This window comes from Paenibacillus sp. 2RAB27, from assembly GCF_052115445.1.
In the GTDB taxonomy this organism is placed as follows: Bacteria; Bacillota; Bacilli; order Paenibacillales; family NBRC-103111; genus Paenibacillus_E.
In genome coordinates, this window is sequence record NZ_JBFRGR010000003.1 from 421181 (window position 1) to 436427 (window position 15247).

Annotated in this window: 13 protein-coding genes; 11 read left to right on the forward strand and 2 right to left on the reverse strand. The window is 44.4% G+C overall.

Annotated features, from left to right (window positions below):
* The first annotated feature begins 82 nt into the window (after window positions 1–82).
* The 3 genes from AB4114_RS06975 (at window position 83) to AB4114_RS06985 (ending at window position 4107) form a co-directional block, all read left to right on the forward strand.
* A complete protein-coding gene (locus AB4114_RS06975) occupies window positions 83–2788 on the forward strand; it encodes a family 78 glycoside hydrolase catalytic domain (protein WP_441987776.1) in 2706 nt (901 codons plus the stop codon).
* Window positions 2789–2831: 43 nt separating this feature from the next.
* The gene (locus AB4114_RS06980; protein ID WP_441987777.1) at window positions 2832–3746 is read left to right on the forward strand and encodes an AraC family transcriptional regulator; all 915 of its coding nucleotides are present in this window, start codon (window positions 2832–2834) and stop codon (window positions 3744–3746) included.
* Between the two features lie 181 nt (window positions 3747–3927).
* Window positions 3928–4107 (forward strand): aspartyl-phosphate phosphatase Spo0E family protein, encoded by a 180-nt coding sequence (locus tag AB4114_RS06985; RefSeq protein ID WP_056622930.1) that lies wholly within the window; start codon window positions 3928–3930, stop codon window positions 4105–4107.
* A 22-nt stretch (window positions 4108–4129) separates the two neighbouring features.
* On the opposite strand, the gene AB4114_RS06990 is transcribed toward AB4114_RS06985, so the two are convergent.
* Window positions 4130–4420: a hypothetical protein gene (locus AB4114_RS06990; RefSeq protein ID WP_441987778.1), complete on the reverse strand. Its 291-nt coding sequence runs from the start codon at window positions 4418–4420 to the stop codon at window positions 4130–4132.
* Window positions 4421–4618: 198 nt separating this feature from the next.
* On the opposite strand from AB4114_RS06990, the gene AB4114_RS06995 reads away from it, so the two are divergent.
* Complete coding sequence (locus AB4114_RS06995; RefSeq protein WP_441987779.1) at window positions 4619–5461, forward strand: RMD1 family protein; 843 nt, start codon at window positions 4619–4621, stop codon at window positions 5459–5461.
* Between the two features lie 1185 nt (window positions 5462–6646).
* Window positions 6647–7291 carry a DUF2306 domain-containing protein gene (locus AB4114_RS07000; protein ID WP_441987780.1) on the forward strand — a complete coding sequence of 215 codons (645 nt, stop codon included), beginning with the start codon at window positions 6647–6649 and terminating at the stop codon, window positions 7289–7291.
* Between the two features lie 68 nt (window positions 7292–7359).
* Here AB4114_RS07000 and AB4114_RS07005 read toward each other — a convergent pair whose 3' ends face one another.
* Window positions 7360–7953: a TetR/AcrR family transcriptional regulator gene (locus AB4114_RS07005; RefSeq protein ID WP_441987781.1), complete on the reverse strand. Its 594-nt coding sequence runs from the start codon at window positions 7951–7953 to the stop codon at window positions 7360–7362.
* A gap of 426 nt (window positions 7954–8379) precedes the next feature.
* Here AB4114_RS07005 and AB4114_RS07010 point away from each other — a divergent pair, with 426 nt between their 5' ends.
* The 6 genes from AB4114_RS07010 (at window position 8380) to AB4114_RS07035 (ending at window position 15232) form a co-directional block, all read left to right on the forward strand.
* Entirely contained in the window at window positions 8380–10341 is a 1962-nt protein-coding gene (locus tag AB4114_RS07010; protein WP_441987782.1) for an ABC transporter substrate-binding protein, read from the forward strand.
* Between the two features lie 90 nt (window positions 10342–10431).
* Window positions 10432–11430 carry an ABC transporter permease gene (locus tag AB4114_RS07015; RefSeq protein WP_441987783.1) on the forward strand — a complete coding sequence of 333 codons (999 nt, stop codon included), beginning with the start codon at window positions 10432–10434 and terminating at the stop codon, window positions 11428–11430.
* 3 nt (window positions 11431–11433) lie between these two features.
* Entirely contained in the window at window positions 11434–12579 is a 1146-nt protein-coding gene (locus AB4114_RS07020) for an ABC transporter permease (RefSeq protein ID WP_441987784.1), read from the forward strand.
* 23 nt (window positions 12580–12602) lie between these two features.
* Complete coding sequence (locus AB4114_RS07025) at window positions 12603–13658, forward strand: ABC transporter ATP-binding protein (protein WP_441987785.1); 1056 nt, start codon at window positions 12603–12605, stop codon at window positions 13656–13658.
* Window positions 13651–14670, forward strand: coding sequence for an ABC transporter ATP-binding protein (locus tag AB4114_RS07030; protein ID WP_441987786.1), 1020 nt, complete (start codon window positions 13651–13653; stop codon window positions 14668–14670). The genes AB4114_RS07025 and AB4114_RS07030 overlap by 8 nt, the downstream gene beginning before the upstream one ends.
* Entirely contained in the window at window positions 14663–15232 is a 570-nt protein-coding gene (locus AB4114_RS07035) for an HAD family hydrolase (protein ID WP_441987787.1), read from the forward strand. Before AB4114_RS07030 ends, AB4114_RS07035 begins: the two co-directional genes overlap by 8 nt.
* Window positions 15233–15247 lie beyond the last annotated feature (15 nt).

A 15247-nucleotide genomic window follows, 5' to 3' on the forward strand; every position in this document is an offset into this window, starting at 1 on the left:
TCGATTTCGTTCTCCCTCTCTTTGAGCGTTTTCTCATAAGATAGAGGTACGAACAATGGGAGACGACGAAGGAGGAAAAAGCATGAATCTAGCTTGGCAGCTAACGAACCTAAGAACGAATGCAATGGTAAATCCACTGGGGGTGGAAACAGCAGCTCCCCTATTAAGCTATATTATCGAAGCTTCTGCTCGAAACCAGCGTCAAGGCTGTTATCAAATTCTAGTGGCGTCTACCAAGGCCAAACTCCAAGATGATATTGGCGACATGTGGGATTCAGGTAAAGTAGCGGGAAGCGCGACTAGTAACATTCTCTATAGCGGAATCGAATTAGCTTCGAGGCAAAGGGTATATTGGAAAGTTCGGGCATGGAATGAAGCCGGCGAAGTGTCAGACTGGAGTGAAGCTTCCCAATGGGAAGCGGGGCTTCTTCATCAAATCGATTGGGCTGGTAAATGGATCGGACAGGGAGAGACGTGGGAAGGTAATCGTTCTGTGGTTCCTATGTTCGTGAAAGAGTTTGAGGCAGCGTCGGGTAAAAGAATTGCTGAAGCCAGACTCTATATCAGTGGATTGGGGCTGTTCGAGGCTCACTTGAATGGTACTAAAGTGAGTAACCACTTTTATGAACCTGGTGAAAGTGATTGCAGAGATACCGTGTTTTACGTGACCTACGATGTAACAGATCATTTGAAGTCAGGGAATAATGCGATTGGTATTTTGCTTGGCAACGGCATGTACGGTAATTATTCCGAAGTCAGCACACAAACGGGAGATCGTCTCCGCTATACGAAGTCAGATGGCATTGAGTTAAGCACCTCGTGGCAAGGTTTGTACGGAAGATTGAAAACGATCGCGCAAATGGAAGTGAAGTACGAAGATGGCTCGGTCGACACAACGGTTACAGATGAGAGTTGGGTATTCACGGAGAGTCCGACAACATTCTCAGGCTGGTTCGGCGGTGAAGACTATGATGCGACGAAAGAAGTGATAGGCTGGAATTGTGCAGGCATAGCCAGGGACAACTGGCAACCCGTGCAAATGATGGAGCCGCCGATGGGCAGGCTATCAGCTAGAGAATGTCCCCCTATTACAATAGCTGAAAGCTATCAAGCTGCATCGGTTACGAAGCTGGCGAGTGGCAATTATCTTGTGGATATGGGCAGGAATGGCGCCGGGATCCCCGAAATCATTTTAACCAATACCACACCTGAGATGGCTGGCAGCAAGATTACCTTGTATCCGGCGGAAGTTCTAACGAGCGAAGGCGGAGCCGATCCTCATAGTGGCATACAATACATCGAGTGGGGAATTGTTTACAATAGCTATGTGCTAAGCGGCAAAGGAGAAGAGCGGTGGCAGCCAACTTTTTCATACCAAGGATATCGCTATTTAGAAGTCGAACTAAGTAGGGAGCTGGCTGACTGGGTTCCGGATGTGTCTCATTTCATGAACCATCTGCTGCGAACAGAGAATGAGATGGTTGGCACATTCCGAACGTCAAGCGAGGATATTAACACGATCGATACCATAATTACACGTGCAATTGAGAGTAACATGTACAGTGTTCTAACAGATTGCCCACATATGGAGAAATTAGGATGGGCCGAAGTTAGTCAGTTTATGTTCAATTCCATTTCGTCCACCTTTGATATTCAGGCATGGATGAAGAAATTTACCAAGGATATGATGGATTCGCAAGAGGATAGCGGAGAAGCGATAGCGATTGCTCCTGAATACCAGCGCATTACGTTTCTGTACAAAGATCCAAACTGGGGCGGTGCACTGATCCTGACGCCATGGCAGATCTACCAGGTGTATGGGGATTGGACGATTCTGCAGCAAGCTTATCCGAACATGAAGGCCTATGTTGCTTATCTGAAAAGCCAAACGACAGACCATCTTCTTATCGGTTATGCTCAGATTGGTGAATGGGGAGCCTATGATACCTCGACACCTACCGACTTTGTGGCTACGTGTGCTTATTTCCGAATTGTGAATACTGTGGCTCAAATAGCAGGCGTCCTAGGGCAAGCTGAAGATGCAGCTTACTATATGGATCTGGCAGCGGATATTCAGGCAGCTTTTAATCATGCTTATTATGATGTGGCGACGGGTATCTACGGTTCAGGCAGTCAAGCGAGCTATGCTTGCGCGTTATTTAGTGAATTGGTCGAAGAGCGATATGTTCCGCGGTCTGTAGATTTGCTTGTCCAAGCAATCGAAGCGACAGACTTTCATTTGAGTACAGGTGAAGTTGCGCTCAAGCAGATGTTAACCGTACTGGCGGACCAAGGCCGTAATGATATTGTCTATAAAATGGTCACGAATAAAACGCAGCCAAGCTACTTGTACTTTGTAAGCCAAGGTGCCACAACGTTGCCCGAATATTGGGACATGGTTCGTTCGCAAAATCATTGCATGATGGGACACGCCAAGGAATGGCTGACCCGTTCACTTGCGGGGATTTCACCGACATCGCCGGGGTATGACTCCTTCGAGATCAAGCCGTACTTGCCAACGGATTTGGCTGAAACCGAAGCATCCTTGAAGTGCAATTATGGGATGATTGCCGCGCATTGGATCAACGACACAGCTAATCATGGAATAACTTTAAAAGTAACCATTCCCGTTGGTCCTGAAGCAACCGTGTATGTCCCTAAGTGCGGAGATATTCTTCGCATGGATGGGCAGGAAATCACAGCTGCTTTGGATGGTAGCGGTTCATACTATGTCATAGATCAAGTAGGATCAGGGACGTATGTATTTACGACAGAAATAGAGATTTAAAGTTGGTTAACATCATTTGGCCTATGGCCGTGGGAGAGCACTTATGCTGCCATTCATGCAACTATTGCAAAAACAACCCATACGGCCTTATGTCCGCTATGCGCATCATATGCTTCAAGCTTTGCATATGGTACCGCGAATCATTTTCGATCATGAATTGGTGTGGATTGAAAAGGGACGTGGCAGCCTTACAATTGGCGAGTCATCCCTTCCATATCAAAAAGGGGATGTATTACTGATCCCTCCTGGGACTGTCCATACGTTGTCTGGCCCCTTTGAAGCGCATAAAGCGATCCACTTTGATTGGGAGCATCGACCTGAGGCGCAGGAGGCACTCGATCAGCAGATGGATGATCAGGAAGCAGGAAGAGTTCGCCATAAACGCGGCTCTCTTTGGCTGCCTCACGCCGTTGTCTTCCAAGCGGTAGGCCTAGACATCGTAGCTGCCATCGATGAAGTTGTTGACGCCTACCAATCTGATGCTAAGTTCAAGTCGCTCCAGCTTCAAGCTGCCTTCAGCCGACTGCTCCTTCATCTTGTAGTAGATGTAGACGAAAGACGGATATCGTATGATCAGCTTGTAGCACAGGACCCTCCTCACATGGCGATTTCATTGGAGGAGAAGGCAGAGATCACGGGGTTAGCGGATCAATTGATGACACGGGTAGAGATAGCCCATGTGGATCCATGCCTCTTGCAAGAATTGATCCAGTCGATTCCACTAGGTGAAGCGCAGATAAGACGCCTATTCAAAAGACAATTCGGTTACACACCGCACATGTACCTTACGCTGCTATGCATGAATAAGGCACGTAAGCTGCTCCAAGAAAGCTCAACATCTGTACAGGACATTGCTTATGCTTGCGGCTATGAAGATGCCAAGTATTTCAGTCGATTGTTCCACAAGTTGGAAGGTGTCGCGCCCGTGGAGTTTCGTTCGCTGCATAAACGAACGTAAGAGTCGCAGTTGCAAGAAAGAGACCAACCTCAAGTAGTGAATTCTACTTAGGGTTGATCTCTTCTTTTTTGAAACTAACACTCTCACCAATAATTTCTAATAGTAATCTAATAGTCTTCATTTACTATACAGATATTAGGATAAACAACTAATTTATATAACTAGAACGGAGATGGATACGATGGAATCAAAACTTCAGCAGAAAATTGACAGCTTGCGATTCGAAATGATCAATCAAGCGGCGATCAATGGTAGCCTAACACATGAGAAAGTCGTATCCGTTAGTCAGTTGTTAGATCGATACATTGTGCTATACCAGAAGCTTATCCTCAAAAAAGCAAAATTAAAATTAATTAGTTAACTTTGGCATTCATAACGATTAGCTACTCATTTTGTGGATCTGGGGCAGGTTGTTCTTTGGCTGCAGCGACTTCATCAATTGCTTCTTCATTCACTTCATTCGTCTCTTCACTGACTTCGTTACTTACTTCTACTTCAGCGCTGTCGCTTGCTGTTTCGCTTGGAGCTGCATGCTCACCCGCAAGTTGTTGAAGTGCTTCTAATCTGCTGCTCAAGCTCTTAATTCTTTCATCCGCTTGGTTGCCAGCGTCAGGTAGTTGCTGCGCATGACGGAGCAAGGATTGTACTCTTTTAATTTCGGCTGTATGTGCCATCGTTATGTTGCCTCCCCATAGTCTCGTTCATTTTATCTAACACCAAGGAAAACTATCCATAGAAAAGTGTATACTTTTCTATCTTGTACTACAAGAGAAATTAGCGTGGCTGCCMATCGTACCAACGTGTGAGGATTGAAGAACACTTTTTCTGTCAAAAATAGGAGTAAAACTCTTTCAGACAGATGAGTGGTGACTATGAAGGATTTAACATTTAAAGCTTTGGCCATAACGAATGAAATCGATTTGAACAAAATTGCCGCCTATTGCGGGATTCCCAAAAAATTTACGTGGGAACAGCCTTTAAGTTTAAGAGGTGAAATCCTTTCTAAGATCCTCCATAAAGATATAGGTGGATTCCAACAAGTGTTTGTGTTTTCTTTCGGAAGCGTCGTCTTCGTTAATCACGTAGACAATGGAGAAATAACGAACTTCTTGAAGTTTATTCAGACATTTGAACCAGAGATCGATCTTCAACATTCCGAGAAATACACGGAAAATTACAGACTGCACACCGAGCAAATCAATAACATGGAATTGACTGACAAGTATGTCGTAGTCGCTGAATATGAGCCCTATTATCCGGAGTTAATCTCGACCGTCCTTGCCAAATCAGTTGCACTTGAAAAGATCGAGGAACAGCTTGGAAAAATTCACGATAGTCTTGAGATTATGATCGATAGACTTGAAAAAGGGAAGCTTCGTGTAGGCAACAAAGAATTAGCAAGAACGACAGCACAAATCGTTCGTCATGAATATAACACCCTTGCGTATATCATGATATTGGATAAACCTGATTTGACTTGGTCAAATAGCTCAGCGGGCCATTTTTACGATGAGTTGATCGAATTTTTTGAATTGAATGATCGGTTCACCATTCTTAAAAGCAAAACGGACATTTTGTATCACATTTTGGAAGGTTTCTCAAATATTAGTCACTCCATCCGAGGCCTCTTCGTTGAATGGATCGTTGTGATTCTCATTGTTATTGAAGTGGTACTAACGATCTTGCAAATTTTAGGTTGGATTCCCTCACATTAACCCAAAGCGGCCCCTTCTAGGAGGATGTCGCTTTTTGCGCTGAGCTTTTGTATGCTCGACGTCTTCCTATTTTTGTAACAATTCAATAGGAAAAAGGGTAGGCTTTGTTATATAATAAAAAAGACCGTACGGTTCGGTTTTTTAAAAAACAGAAAATATAAAATTCAAAGTACAGAATTTCCTTCTAAGCGTGGCGATGCTGCAGAATTTGCGCCAATCGAACGCTAGCGCACAAATATTGTGCGCAAGGGAAGTATCTCGGCCTGCTATCGAACGCTAGCGCACAAATATAGTGCGCAAGGGAAGTATCTCGGCCTGCGATCGAACGCTAGCGCACAAATATTGTGTGCAAGGGAAGTATCTCGGCCTGCCATCGAACGCTAGCGCACAAATATTGTGCGCAAGGGAAGTATCTCGGCCTGCCATCGAACGCTAGCGCACAAATATTGTGCGCAAGGGAAGTATCTCGGCCTGCCAATCGAACGCTAGCGCACAAATATTGTGCGCAAGGGAAGTATCTCGGCCTGCGATCGAACGCTAGCGCACAAATATAGTGCGCAAGGGAAGTATCTCGGCCTGCGATCGCACGCTAGCGCACAAATATTGTGCGCAAGGGAGGTATCTCGGCCTGCCAATCGAACGTTAGCGCACAAATATTGTGCGCAAGGGAAGTATCTCGGCCTGCGATCGCACGCTAGCGCACAAATATTGTGCGCAAGGGAAGTATCTCGGCCTGCGATCGCACGCTACCGCACAAATATTGTGCGCAAGGGAAGTATCTCGGCCTGCCATCGAACGCTAGCGCACAAATATTGTGCGCAAGGGAAGTATCTCGGCCTGCGATCGCACGCTAGCGCACAAATATTGTGCGCTAGGGAAGTATCTGGCCTGCGATCGAACGCTAGCGCACAAATATTGTGCGCAAGGGAAGTATCTCGGCCTGCTATCGAACGCTAGCGCACAAATATTGTGCGCAAGGGAAGTATCTCGGCTTGCCAATCGAACGCTAGCGCACAAATATTGTGCGCAAGGGAAGTATCTCGGCCTGCTATCGAACGCTAGCGCACAAATATTGTGCGCAAGGGAAGTATCTCGGCCTGCGATCGCACGCTAGCGCACAAATATCAAAATGGCGCCGCATGCTGCCTATTCTTAATGAAACTCCTCTTTAGAAAGGATGAAGGTATGTCCACTAGTAAGAAAGCTTACCTATTCATGTTATTAATTACAGCTGTATTTATCGTGTACGTCTTGTACGCCAACTTTGTTCATGATCCGCAAGCAACTGCCTTTCTAGGCCATAAAGAAACGCTTAAACGAGCTTTACATACGGAAGTTTGGCTGAAAGTGATGAATGTACACGTCATTTTCGCATGTATGGCTATGCTGTCGGGGGCTGCTAATTTCTCTACAGTTATCTTGAAAAAGTATCGTAAATTCCATCGTATGAACGGGTATTTCTACTTGATTTCCGTGGTCATCGTTGACGTCACTTCCGGATATATGGCGCCATATGCGACAGGCGGGAAAGCTAGCAGCATGGGGTTTAACTTGATGAATATTGTGTGGCTGGCTATGACCATCGTCGCAATCGTAAAGATCAAGAAAAAACAGGTCAATCAACATCGCAAGTGGATGACGAGAAGTTATGCTTTCGTGTTTACGAATCTCACGATTCATGCCATAACTGCGCTGCTCCATAATGGGATTGGCCTTACGTATACAAACAGCTACACCGTGGCCGTCTACGGATCGATCCTCTGTCTCATGGTAGCTGCGGAGATCGTTATTCGAACGGTTTATAGAAAACCTAGCACGACAATGATCTGAAGGAGGATGCTGCCATCGAAGGTTACAGGCAGACGATTGCACTGAACAAGCGCAGAGAAAAACGGCTGCTAATGAGCCTTGTAGGTCATGAGCAGCCGTTCAATATGTTGACGAGAATAAGCCACATGTCGGTTGTCCCGAGTAAGTCTGCTAGCCATTATGCCGCCTTCAATGCTTGAAAAAATAAATGAAGCTACCGATTCTAATTCCATCTCAGGTTGAAATTCCCCGTTGCTCACTCCTTGAGCAAGCAAAGATTGAAGGAATCCAGACATTTGGGTGTAAGCCTGGGCAGCATGATCTCGGAGAACAGGGAAGGAGTGGTCGCTTTCGACCGCTGTATTTAAGAACGGACATCCACCTTGGATGGGTGGGTTATGGACGGTGTCGCGGTACACATCGCACATCGCTAGAATTTTGCCAATAGCCGTGTCCTGAAGTTCGATGGCCGCAGCGAACTGCTGCCATAAGACTTGTCCAGCGTATTGAAAAGCTTCAATCGCAATATCGTCTTTGCTGGTGAAAGTGCGATAGATCGCTCCTTTGGTTAAGCCAGTCGCGTCCATAATATCTTGCATCGTCGTGCCCGTGTACCCTTTATCATTAAAAAGAACAGCCGATTTCTCAATGATGCGGAGTTTCGTTTGTTCACCTTTGCGCATGGGGATAATTCCTTTCTAACCAAACTGACAATGTTAGCCCAATTATAACACATCGCAATGCACCTGATTACCCTTTCGCGGTTCCCTCAGTAAGCCCCCCACATTCTTCCAAAAAAAACGTTGCAAACGATTCAAATCCGATGTAAGATACAAATAAGCAAAAAAGCAAACGCTTACAATTAATAGTATTAAACCGGTTTAACAAACCAAAACAGGGAATTTTACATCTTAGGAAGAGCACTCGCGTTCCATGTGTTAAGCGCTTACATTTCTTATTAAAACGGTTTAACTACATACATCTCATTTTTTTTAATATCTTATTAAACCGGTTTAAGGATATTCTACCTTGGGGGTGAAAGGTACCGATTTCTAATTAAGCGATGAGGCATAAGGAAGAACAAGTTTAACATTATGGAGGGGATTGGCTTGAAAAGAAGTGGTTTGTTTATTGGGATGATGTTGATATTTGCAGTTGTTTTTGCAGCATGTGAGAGTGAAAGTGAACCAAAAGCAAGCTCAGCAGTGAAAGAAACAACAGGTCCAGTTGCATCAGCGGCTACAAAGATAAGCGGATTCAAAGAAGCCCCGATGTTAGCGAAGCTTGTTACTGCAGGGTCGCTTAAGCAAGTAACGGATCGGATGCCTGTTAAGGAAGATATTATGGTCGAGAAGGTAACGGATGAAATCGGGAAATACGGCGGCGACTGGAAAATGCCTTGGGGTGGACCGAATGATCGCTGGGCTGTTGGTCAACCTACGGAGGAAGCGTTATTTCGTTTCAATAAGGACGGAAGTGCGGTTGAGCCTAACGTTGCCAAAAGCTATGAAGTCAACAAAGACTCAACAGAATTCACGATCCATTTGAGACAAGGCATGAAATGGTCAGATGGTATGCCTTTTACAGCTGACGATGTCCTTTTCTATTGGGAGCATATGCTCACGAAAGAGACTTTCGGTAAGAAAATTTATGATGCCTATTACTCTGTCGACCCTGTGTCGGGAGAAAAGGCTTTAGCCACAGTGACCAAAGTGGATGATTACACTTTTAAAGTTACCCATAAGTATCCTAGCGTACAATTTTTGGAGCGTGTGGCCATCGATAACAAATGGTTCTTTGCGCCGGCACATTTCCAAAAAACGATATTGCCTGAATTTGTAGGTGACGCGAAGGCGCTTGAAATTGCGAAGCAATGGGGTTATGCCGATGTGAAATCTTTCTTGGTAGCAACGGGTTATTACTATTGGGTTAACCCGCAAATCCCAACCTTAAGAGCTTGGGTAGCTAAAAACGATCCGAATAGTGATCAATTTATTATGGAGCGTAATCCCTACTATTGGAAAGTAGATAGTGAAGGAAATCAACTGCCTTATATGGACCGTATCGTGGCTACCAAAGTACAGGATCCAGCACAAAGAGTTCTTGGCGCATTAGCTGGCGATTATAATCTGCTTGGGTTTGACTTTAAAGATTTCACCGTATTAAAAGAAAATGAGAAAAAAGCAGGCTTCAATGTATTGGCTTGGACGACAGCAGCATGGTCAAGTACGGGGCTTCAGTTTAATCAAACCATTGCTGATCCTAATCTGCGCAAGCTTTTTCAAGACATTAAATTTAGAGAAGCTGTTTCTGTTGCGGTTGACCGCAAAGAGATTTCAGAAATTGTTACGAACGGCTTAGGGGTACCTCAACAAGCTTCCGTTCCAGAAGGCTTGGTTGGCTACCAAAAAGGCTGGGCCGATCAATGGAGTAAATTTGATCAAGCGCGTGCGAATCAGCTTCTGGATGAACTTGGTCTGACAAAACGTGATAAAAACAATTTCCGTTTAAACGCTGACGGTTCTGATCTAACCATTACGGTTACAGAAAACACGACGAATACGGCAACCTTCTTGGAATTAGTCAAGAAATATTATGAACAAGTGGGTCTCAAGGTAGATATCAAAGTGGTAGATGCCGGTACGCATAATGATCTCAAATATGCCAATAAGATTGCAGCAACGACAGAAAATATTTCGCTTGTCAATGTGGCGTTTAGACCGGATACACTTGTACCACTGCGCGTATTAACACCATGGCTTGGCAATTATGGCTTGTATACGTCTTCCAATGGTAAAGAGGGAGTTAAACCGGAAGGTGACATCGCGTTAATTTTGGATTACTGGAATAAAGTTAAAGCATCGTCAACCAAAGAAGATATTACGAAGTGGAGCAATGAAATCATTAAACTCAATCAAAAAAATCAATGGCTAATTGGTTACACGGGCCCAACACCAAATCTGATTGTTGTTTCAAACAAGATGGGCAACGTGCCTAAGAATTTAATCTTTGCTGATGAATTCCGCAGCTTAGGTCATGGACATCCGTCTCAATTCTTTATCAAACAATAGGTCGTTGTTTACGACATACTGGGGAAAGTCAATTTCCCCAGTATTCGTTTCAAGAGGATCATCGAATTAACCGGAGAGGACAGGATCGAGATGCTCCAATATATTTTAAAAAGAATAATTTTGGTCATACCCGTTGTTTTTGTAATATCGGTTATTGTCTTCTATATCATTCAGTTGCCGCCTGGTGACTATGTTTCATCATATGCGGCGAAGATGTCCGCGGCTGGTGAGATCATGACGCAACAGGATATTGCTGAAATGAGATCAGCCTTAAAATTAGATCAACATTGGTTTATACAGTATTTGGAATGGATGAAAAACATTTTCACCGATTTCAACTTCGGATATTCGTTTAGCTTTAACAGGCCTGTTATGGATGTGATATCGCAATACATGGCGTTAACTCTGATCGTTTCTCTAGCGACGATGGTATTTACGTACGCGGTAGCGATACCAATTGGGATCTATTGTGCAGTTAAGCAATATTCCATTGGTGATTATATTTTCTCGGCATTCGGTTTTCTTGGTATGGCTACGCCTCACTTTTTAATGGCCATCATTCTCATGTATTTGTCCTATGTGTATTTTGGTGATCCTTTGTTAGGCTTATTTTCAAATGAATACGCGAGTGCGGCATGGTCGATGGGCAAAATTCTTGACTTGCTGAAACATATGATTATCCCTGTTATTGTTATTGGTTTAGCGAATACAGCAGAACTCATTCGAGTCATGAGAGGGCAAATGCTGGACGAATTGAATAAACCGAATGTGGTGACTGCTCGATCCAAAGGCTTATCAGAAACGAAAATATTACTGAAATACCCGACGCGCGCTGCGCTCAACCCGATCGTAAGTACGCTTGGATGGTCATTAACGTCCATTTTTACAGGTTCAACGATTACGGCGATTGTTCTGAATTTGCCTATTCAAGGTCCAGTCATGTACAACGCATTACTAGCTCAGGATATGTATCTGGCAGGCACGTGGTTATTATTTATGGCCGTGTTAACGGTTGTGGGAACATTAATTTCGGATATTTTGTTGGCATGGCTTGATCCCAAAATTCGCACGGCATTCCGAGGTGTGTGACCTATGAAACCAATAACATCAATAGGAAATCAAATATCGACCAGATTCAAGCGTCCCAAAAACAACGATGTCTACTACAGCTCACAGTGGCGTCTTATCTATCGCAGGTTGAAAAAACATAAATTAGCTCGTGTCAGTTTAATTATTTTAGGCTTATTCTACCTAGCTGCTATCTTTGCTCAGTTCATTGCACCTTATGGATTACAAAGCTATGACAGTAAATATGTCAATGCGCCCCCTACGAAGTTGAGCTTCAAGGATGCGGAAGGCCATTTTCATATGAGACCATTTGTTAATGAGCTCAAATCAGGCAGAGATCCTGTTACACTGCGGAAAATGTTTGTGCAGGACGAGAAGGTTCGTCATCCGCTGCGTTTCTTTGTGAAAGGGGAAAGCTACAAATTTCTAGGCTTGATCCGGACGGAAACCCATCTATTCGGTGTAGATGAGCCTGGTCGTATCTTTCTTTTTGGCACAGATGGTATGGGGAGAGATTTATTGTCGCGTGTTGTTCTGGGCAGTCAAATTTCATTAAGTATCCCGCTCATTGGCGTGTTTATAAGCTTCGTCTTAGGCTTGTTTATCGGAGGCATCTCCGGGTATTTCGGTGGATGGATTGACTCCGTTATTCAGCGGTTCATTGAAATCATTCGTTCCTTTCCAACGCTTCCTTTATGGATGGCCTTATCCGCTGCCATACCAGCCCGCGTTCCCGTAGTGACCATGTATCTGTATATCGTCATCATCTTTGCATTTATTGGTTGGACGGATTTAGCGAGGGTTGCGAGAGGGAAGTTCATTTCGTTAAAGAATGAAGAATATGTATTAGCAGCTAAAATCGCAGGTGTTGGCGACGCTAAAATTATTATAAAGCACCTTTTGCCTGGATTTATCTCCTATTTGGTTGTGGCGACGACACTTGCCATCCCGGGTATGATTCTGGGGGAGACAGCCATGAGTTTTCTAGGACTTGGCATACGATCTCCTGCGACCAGCTGGGGTGTATTGCTTCAGGAAGCACAGCAAATTGAGAATATTGCTTTGTATCCATGGAAGCTAATCCCTCTCGGATTTGTCATTGTTACCGTATTAACGTTTAACTTTCTAGGCGACGGTTTGCGTGATGCAGCTGATCCATACAAGAAATAAACTAAGGTAAGGCGGGGAATGTCATGACATCAAAAGCTGTTATTGATTCACAATCCGAACTACCCCTACTGTCTGTTCAAGACCTCAAGATACATATCCAGATGGATAATGGGGAAATGAGGGCCGTAGATGGCGTTGATTTTGATATAAAAAAAGGGAAAACGCTTGGACTTGTTGGCGAGTCTGGCTGTGGGAAAAGTTTAACCAGCAGAGCGATTATCTCCATTAATCCAAAAGAGTGCGAAACTTCCGGTAAAATTGTGTATCACTCTACGTCGGAGAAGGCGTTAAATGAATTAAATTTGTTATCGCTTGATACAAAGGGCAAGCAAATTCGATCCATTCGCGGCAGGAAAATTGCGATGATCTTTCAAGAGCCGATGACGGCATTTTCACCAATGTATACGATTGGCAATCAGATCATGGAATCTATTCTCATCCACCGCACCAAGGATAAAAAAGAAGCGAAAAAAATCGCGCTTGAGATGTTAAGTAAAGTGGGCATTTCAGATGAAGCGAAAAGATTTGACCAGTATCCGCATGAATTTTCGGGTGGTATGCGTCAGCGAGCCATGATCTCCATGGCCTTATCCTGTAATCCGGAATTGTTAATTGCCGATGAGCCGACGACTGCGCTCGATGTCACCATTCAAGCCCAAGTGATGGAGCTGATGAAGGGGCTTCAAAAAGAGTTTGGCATGGCAATTCTGCTTGTAACGCATGATCTAGGCATTATTGCAGAGATGTGCGATGAAGTAGCTGTCATGTATTTAGGGAAGATTGTCGAGCAATCGACTGTCGGTGAAATTTTCAAAAATCCCAAACACCCCTATACCAAAGGCTTGCTCAATTCAATGCCTAAATTAGCTGGCAATCGAAATAAACGGTTAGAATCGATTGAAGRTACCGTTCCGATGCCGATCAATATGCCTCCGATGTGTGGTTTCTATGACCGGTGCAAGGATCGGATTGAAGGGGTATGCAACAAACAAGCGGTTCCCAAAACACGAATTTCTGATAACCATATGGTTAGATGTTTCCTTTACACGAAGGAAGGTGAGGAGCGTACCTATGTCTAAACCTATTTTGAAAGTAAACCATCTAATCAAAAACTTTGAGGTCAAAGATAAAAACAAATTGTTTGCTAGACCTTCATCCGTCCRTGTGTTGAACGACGTTTCTTTCGAACTTATGGAGGGAGAAACGCTAAGTATCGTCGGTGAATCAGGCTGTGGGAAAACAACGCTAGGCCGTTGTATCGTAAGGGGAATGAATGCTTCCTCTGGGGAAGTCATTTATCATACGGAAGGTGATGAGCAAGTCGATTTTCTAGGCCTTCGCGGGAAAGAATTCAAGAAATTCAGAAAAGATATTCAGATGATCTTTCAAGATCCGTATTCCTCACTAAGCCCGAGAATGAGTGTGTATGACATTATTTCGGAGCCGCTGCTTGCCAACTTTAAGCTAACGAAAGCGGAGCTGGATGAGAAAGTTACCTTAATTGCTGAAAAGACGGGGCTGAATGTCAGCTACCTGAAGCGTTATCCGCATGCCTTCTCCGGAGGACAGAGACAGCGTATCGCGATTGCGAGGGCACTTATTTCCCAGCCTCGACTCATCGTTTGCGATGAAGCGGTATCGGCCTTGGATGTTTCGATCAAAGCACAAATTATTAATCTGTTGAAGGATCTGCAGAAGCAGCTTCAGATTACGTATATTTTCATCTCGCATGATTTATCTATCGTTCAAAATATTTCTGACCGTGTAGCGGTGATGCACTTGGGCCGGATTGTCGAGTTAGCACCTGTCGATGAGCTCTTTCAAACACCTAAGCATCCCTACACAGAGGCACTTCTGTCGGCCGTACCTGAGCCTGACCCAGATTATAAGAAGGACCGAATTATTCTCGAAGGTGAAGTGCCGAATCCGGCCAATCCTCCAAGTGGGTGCCATTTCCATCCTAGATGTATGTACAAGACGGACAAATGCGTGAAAGAAGAACCGAAGCTGCAGGATGTAGGCAACAATCATTACACGGCTTGTCATTATGCTGACCAATTAAACTTAAGAGGTGTCGTTGCTCATGTATAAACCAACAACGAAGGACCATATGCCGATTGATCCCCATGCGAAGAAGCTAATTGTTTTCCTAGACTGCGGAGATACCATTATTGATGAAGGAACCGAAATTAGAGATGACCACGATATTGTGATTAAAGCAGATCTGATTCCTGGGGCTGATGTGATGGTGAGGACACTTGCTGAACGTGGCTATATACTGGCTCTTGTAGCTGACGGCAGGGCGCAATCGTTCAAAAACATGCTAACGGATCATGGCTTGTATGATTATTTTACCACGATGATTTATTCCGAAACGATTAAGGACTCGAAACCAAGTCCTCGTATGTTTAAAGCCGCGATGGGTGCGCTGGAACTCACGGAGCAGGACTGCTCAAGAATCGTCATGGTTGGTAATAACCTAAGCCGTGATGTGAAAGGCGCCAATCAAATGGGGATCACGAGCATCTTCTTGAGCTGGACGTCAAGATATCCGAAGGTGCATGAAGACGAAAGTCAAAGACCTGCCTATACCATTAGCAATCCGGTAGATTTAATTGACTTGGTCGAGAAGCTTAATGCACAATTGGAATAAACGGACATTGTAACG

Coding starts and splice junctions, on each gene's coding strand:
- AB4114_RS06975 (WP_441987776.1), top strand. CDS start 83: ATGAATCTAGCTTGGCAGCTAACGAACCTAAGAACGAATGCAATGGTA.
- AB4114_RS06980 (WP_441987777.1), top strand. CDS start 2,832: ATGCTGCCATTCATGCAACTATTGCAAAAACAACCCATACGGCCTTAT.
- AB4114_RS06985 (WP_056622930.1), top strand. CDS start 3,928: ATGGAATCAAAACTTCAGCAGAAAATTGACAGCTTGCGATTCGAAATG.
- AB4114_RS06990 (WP_441987778.1), bottom strand. CDS start 4,420: ATGGCACATACAGCCGAAATTAAAAGAGTACAATCCTTGCTCCGTCAT.
- AB4114_RS06995 (WP_441987779.1), top strand. CDS start 4,619: ATGAAGGATTTAACATTTAAAGCTTTGGCCATAACGAATGAAATCGAT.
- AB4114_RS07000 (WP_441987780.1), top strand. CDS start 6,647: ATGTCCACTAGTAAGAAAGCTTACCTATTCATGTTATTAATTACAGCT.
- AB4114_RS07005 (WP_441987781.1), bottom strand. CDS start 7,953: ATGCGCAAAGGTGAACAAACGAAACTCCGCATCATTGAGAAATCGGCT.
- AB4114_RS07015 (WP_441987783.1), top strand. CDS start 10,432: ATGCTCCAATATATTTTAAAAAGAATAATTTTGGTCATACCCGTTGTT.
- AB4114_RS07020 (WP_441987784.1), top strand. CDS start 11,434: ATGAAACCAATAACATCAATAGGAAATCAAATATCGACCAGATTCAAG.
- AB4114_RS07035 (WP_441987787.1), top strand. CDS start 14,663: ATGTATAAACCAACAACGAAGGACCATATGCCGATTGATCCCCATGCG.